Annotated in this window: 3 protein-coding genes and 1 pseudogene; all 4 read right to left on the bottom strand. The window is 74.2% G+C overall.

Going from position 1 to position 4,335, the window contains the following annotated elements:
- Positions 1–1,053: protein kinase (locus AA75_RS10700; RefSeq protein ID WP_149038061.1), on the bottom strand; the 1,053-nt coding region annotated here is incomplete at its 3' end.
- A 241-nt stretch (positions 1,054–1,294) separates the two neighbouring features.
- On the bottom strand, positions 1,295–2,767 hold the full coding sequence (locus tag AA75_RS10695; RefSeq protein ID WP_082526396.1) for a protein kinase: 1,473 nt from the start codon (positions 2,765–2,767) through the stop codon (positions 1,295–1,297).
- A gap of 203 nt (positions 2,768–2,970) precedes the next feature.
- The gene (locus AA75_RS10690; RefSeq protein WP_082526395.1) at positions 2,971–3,579 is read right to left on the bottom strand and encodes a bacterial proteasome activator family protein; all 609 of its coding nucleotides are present in this window, start codon (positions 3,577–3,579) and stop codon (positions 2,971–2,973) included.
- 237 nt (positions 3,580–3,816) lie between these two features.
- Positions 3,817–4,335, bottom strand: a pseudogene (locus tag AA75_RS50835) (hypothetical protein); the annotation flags it as partial.

Genomic DNA, 4,335 nt, shown 5'->3' with positions numbered 1-4,335 from the left:
CTGGCCGGTGCCGGTGACCGCGCCGAACGGCTCGGTCATCGCCGTACCGCCGCTCGGCGGACCGTCGTAGCGCGGCTGGCCGCCGCTGTTGCCGGAGGCCGCGGCGGCGAGCCCGGCGGCCGCGGCGGCACCCGCGGCACCGGCCGCGTAGCCGCTGCCCGCAGCGCCGTGCATCTGCCGCAGCGCGTGCTGCACATGGGCCCGGAACTCGTCCGCGCTCTGGAAGCGGTCGTCCGGGTTCTTCGCCAGCGAGCGCAGCACCAGGTCGTCCAGCTCCGGCGGCACCCGCCGGCTGATCCGGGACGGCGGCACCGCGATGTCCTGGACGTGCTGGTAGACCACCGCGAGGGGGGTCTCGCCGACGAACGGCGGCCGCAGCGCCAGCAGTTCGTACAGCATGCAGCCGGCCGCGTACAGGTCGGAGCGGTGGTCGACGGCCTTGCCGAGCGCCTGCTCCGGCGAGAGGTACTGCGGGGTGCCCATCACCATGCCGGTCTGGGTCATGGTGCTGGCCGCGCCGGTGAGCGCCCGGGCGATGCCGAAGTCCATCACCTTGACCGCGCCGCCGGTCGTGATGATGACGTTGGCGGGCTTGATGTCACGGTGCACGATGCCGTGGCGGTGGCTGTAGGCGAGCGCCTCCAGCACGCCGGCGATGATGATGAGCGCCTGGTCGACCGGCGGCGCCTCCTCGTCCACCAGCAGCTCGCGGACGGTCCGGCCCTCGACCAGCTCCATCACGATGTACGGCGTGGACTCCTCGCCGTGGTGCTCCTCGCCGGTGTCGTAGACCGCGACGATCGAGTGGTGGTTGAGCGCGGCGACGGCGTGAGCCTCACGGGTGAAGCGCAGCCGCGCCACCTCGTCCTGGGCCAGCTCCCCGCGCAGCAGCTTGACCGCGACGGTCCGGCCGAGCCGGACGTCCTGGGCGGAGAAGACCTCGGCCATGCCGCCCCGGCCGAGCCTGCCGGTCAGGCGGTAGCGGCCGTCGCCGAGGGTGCCGAGCGGCAGGTTGGTGCCGCGGGACGGAGTGCCACCGGGTCCGGACAGCATCGCGGTCTCGGCGTCCGGGGACCCGGCGTTCGAGGCCTGGGCGTCGGCGGCCCGGGTGTTCCGGCCGTTCCCGGCGTCCGCCCCTGCGTTCGGCTCCGGCTCGCCCTCACCCGGCTGCTCTGTCTGTGCCATCGCTCCTCGCCCCGGGCCCTCGCTCGGCGCGCAGTCGCCCTGTCGGTTCCGTCCCTGTGCACGCTACCGCTTCACGCGGGCGGCCGGTGTCCAGCTCCTCGGCCGCCGGTCAGATTCGGTCGCCGCCGACGGCGCCGAGGTCCAGCGTCACGGCCGGGCGCCCGGCACCGTACGGGTCGGTGTCGGTGGTGTTGGTCTTGTCCTTGGCCGCGACGATCGCCACGATGACCACGGCCAGCACGATCACGCCCACGATCACGCCGACCACGATCAGCGCGGTCGAGCAGCCGTTGTTCGAGTTGGCCGGCCGCGGCCCGTACGGCCCGGGCTGCATCGGTCCCGGCTGCATCGGTCCCGGCTGCATCGGCATCGGACCCGTCGGCATCGGACCCGTCGGGTGCGCCTGCTGCGGGAACGGGTGCGGGGTCCGGTACCCCGGCTGCGGGAACGGCGGCGGGGTGTGCGCCTGCTGCGGGAACGGCGCGGGCGTCTGCGGGGCCTGTGCGAACGGGTGCGGGGTCTGCGGCGCCTGGTACGGCGACGGCGTCTGCGGGGCCGGCTGGTAGTGCGGCTGGACCTGCGGCGCGGGCGTCCGGATGTCCCCGGTGACCTGCGGGAAGTTGGTCATCGACGGCGCGGCGTGGACCGACCGCGGGCCCTCGCTGATCACCAGCGGGGTGCTCGCCTGCAGCGGGATCCCGCCCTTGTCGCCGCCGGAGATCCGCTCGACCTCCTCGCGCATCGCCTCGGCGGTCGGGAAGCGGTGGGCCGGGTCCTTGCGCAGGGCCCGGGCCACCAGCGCGTCGACCGCCGGCGGCACCGCGGCGTTGACGGTGGACGGGGCCGGCGGCTCCTCCTGCACGTGCTTGTACGCGATGGTGAACGCGGTGTCGCCGTCGAACGGCAGCCGCCCGGTGAGCAGCTCGAACAGCATGCAGCCGACCGAGTAGAGGTCGGCGCGGGCGTCCACGCTCTTGCCGAGCGCCTGCTCCGGCGAGAGGTACTGCGGGGTGCCGACCACCATGCCGGTCTGGGTCATCGAGGTGACGCCGGACTGCAGGGCGCGGGCGATGCCGAAGTCCATCACCTTGATGACGCCCTTGGAACTGACCATCACGTTGCCGGGCTTGATGTCGCGGTGCACCAGGCCCTGGTCGTGCGAGGCCTCCAGCGCGGACAGCACCGACGCGGTGATCTTCAGGGCCTGGTCGGTGGACATCGCGCCCTGCCGGGAGACGGTGTCCTTCAGGACGTCGCCGAGCGCCTGGCCCTCGACGTACTCCATCACGATGTACGGGGTGGCCAGGCCCTCCGCGGTGACGTCCTCGCCGCTGTCGAAGACCGAGACGATGTTGGTGTGCTGGAGCCGCGCCACCGCCTGCGCCTCGCGGCGGAAGCGCTCCTTGAACGCCGCCTGGCCGCCGAGTTCGATGTTCAGGGTCTTCACGGCGACCAGCCGGTCCAGCACCGTGTCGTGGGCCAGGTGGACGGAGGCCATGCCGCCCTGGCCGAGCAGGCGCTGGATCACATAGCGGCCGTTGCCCAGGGAGTGGCCCGCGACCGGGTTGGCGTCCTCGCTCATGGTCCCTGCTTCCCCCTCGGCGCGGCGGCGCCGCAGCCTCATGGTCTGGTCCGGATGCACCGGTCGGGCAGGCCGTGGCCCGCCGACCCCCGCCGCCGGTCGAGTCCGACGGCAGGGGCCAGGGTATCGGCTCGCGCCGACGTGATCGGGTTCAGGGGCGGGAACGTGTCCCAGCTGCTACAGAGCCGGTACAGGGCCGTCGATCAGAGGTACGGACCTGAGCGGATCCCGCGGCCGGGGGCCGGCTCGTCCGGCTCCAGGTCTCCGCCGTTCACCCCGGGCGGCAGCGCCCGCCGCATCTGCTCCAACTGTGCGCGGGCCGCCATCTGCTGGGCGAACAGCGCGGTCTGGATGCCGTGGAACAGGCCCTCCAGCCAGCCCACCAGCTGTGCCTGCGCGATCCGCAGCTCCGCCTCGGTGGGGATCGCGTCATCGGTGAACGGCAGCGACAGCCGCTCCAGTTCCTCGACCAGCTCAGGGGCCAGCCCCAGTTCGAGCTCCTTGATCGAGCTGGCGTGGATCTCCTTCAGCCGGACCCGGCTGGCCTCGTCCAGCGGCGCGACCCGGACCTCCTCCAGCAGCTGCTTGATCATGCTGCCGATCCGCATGACCTTGGCCGGCTGCTCGACCATCTCGGTCACCGGCAGCTCACGCGGCTCCCCCGCATGGTCCCCGGCACCGAAGCCCGATCCGGGCACCGCGCCGATCGGCATCCCGTCCGGGCCCACGATCAGCACCTTGGGGCTGCTCGGGGAATCGTCGTCCGACGCCTGGTAGGGCTCCTGCGGCCGTTCGTTCATCGGCTTGGTCATAGCTCCTTCATATGCTTCGTCGATCGAGCTGGTCAACGAACCGGGGCCGGCCCGCAGCGGTGCCCGCCCCGCCGCCGGACGTCCCCCGTCCCTGGCCCGGGCACTGCTCCTGGCACCCGCCGGCAGCTTTCCGATCGTCCCACACCGGGCCGCGTGCCGATCATCGGTGCCCCAATCATGCTTCCCCGGCGCCGTGTTGATGCGGCGACGGACACCGGTCCGGCCGGGGTGCCAGGGTCAGCCCCGGCGCATCCGCAGGCCGACCAGTCCGAGCCCGCAGCCGATCAGGGCCAGCCCGGCCCCGAGCGGGAACTGCATCCCGGCCGGGTCGCCGTGGCGGGGCGCCGCGGCCTGCGGCTGGAACTGCACCGCCGGGGCCGCCACCGGCGCGGCCGCCTGCACCGACGGCTGGTCCGGCGCGGGGACGGGATCCTCGGCGGGCGTGGGCGTGGGCGCGGTCGGCTCGGGCGCCGCCCAGCTCCGCTGCGGGGCCCGGACCTGGTCCTCGGTGCCGTGACCGGCTCCCGGGAGCTGCCCGGCCACCGGGCCGTCCGCGGGCACGTACACCGGGGCGGGGGCGTGGTGGTACCGGTCGGGCTGATCGGCCGGGGCCGTGGGCTGCGGGTCGGCCTCCGGCGGCAGGCCGGGGCGGTGGTCGGCCGGGTGGTCCGGCGGCGGGCCCTCGGCGACGGTCGGGGTCACCGAGGCCGCCGGGGCGGGCGAGGCCGGGCCGGGGTGCTCCGCGGGCGGCGTCGG

This window comes from Kitasatospora sp. MBT63, from assembly GCF_000710465.2.
In the GTDB taxonomy this organism is placed as follows: Bacteria; Actinomycetota; Actinomycetes; order Streptomycetales; family Streptomycetaceae; genus Kitasatospora.
The sequence above is the reverse complement of the archived record's forward strand: the minus strand, read 5'-3'. Positions and strand labels throughout refer to the sequence as shown.

Bases quoted from the DNA above. Each gene is read 5' to 3' on its own strand.
- AA75_RS10690 (WP_082526395.1), bottom strand. From the start codon at position 3,579: ATGACCAAGCCGATGAACGAACGGCCGCAGGAGCCCTACCAGGCGTCG.
- AA75_RS10695 (WP_082526396.1), bottom strand. From the start codon at position 2,767: ATGAGCGAGGACGCCAACCCGGTCGCGGGCCACTCCCTGGGCAACGGC.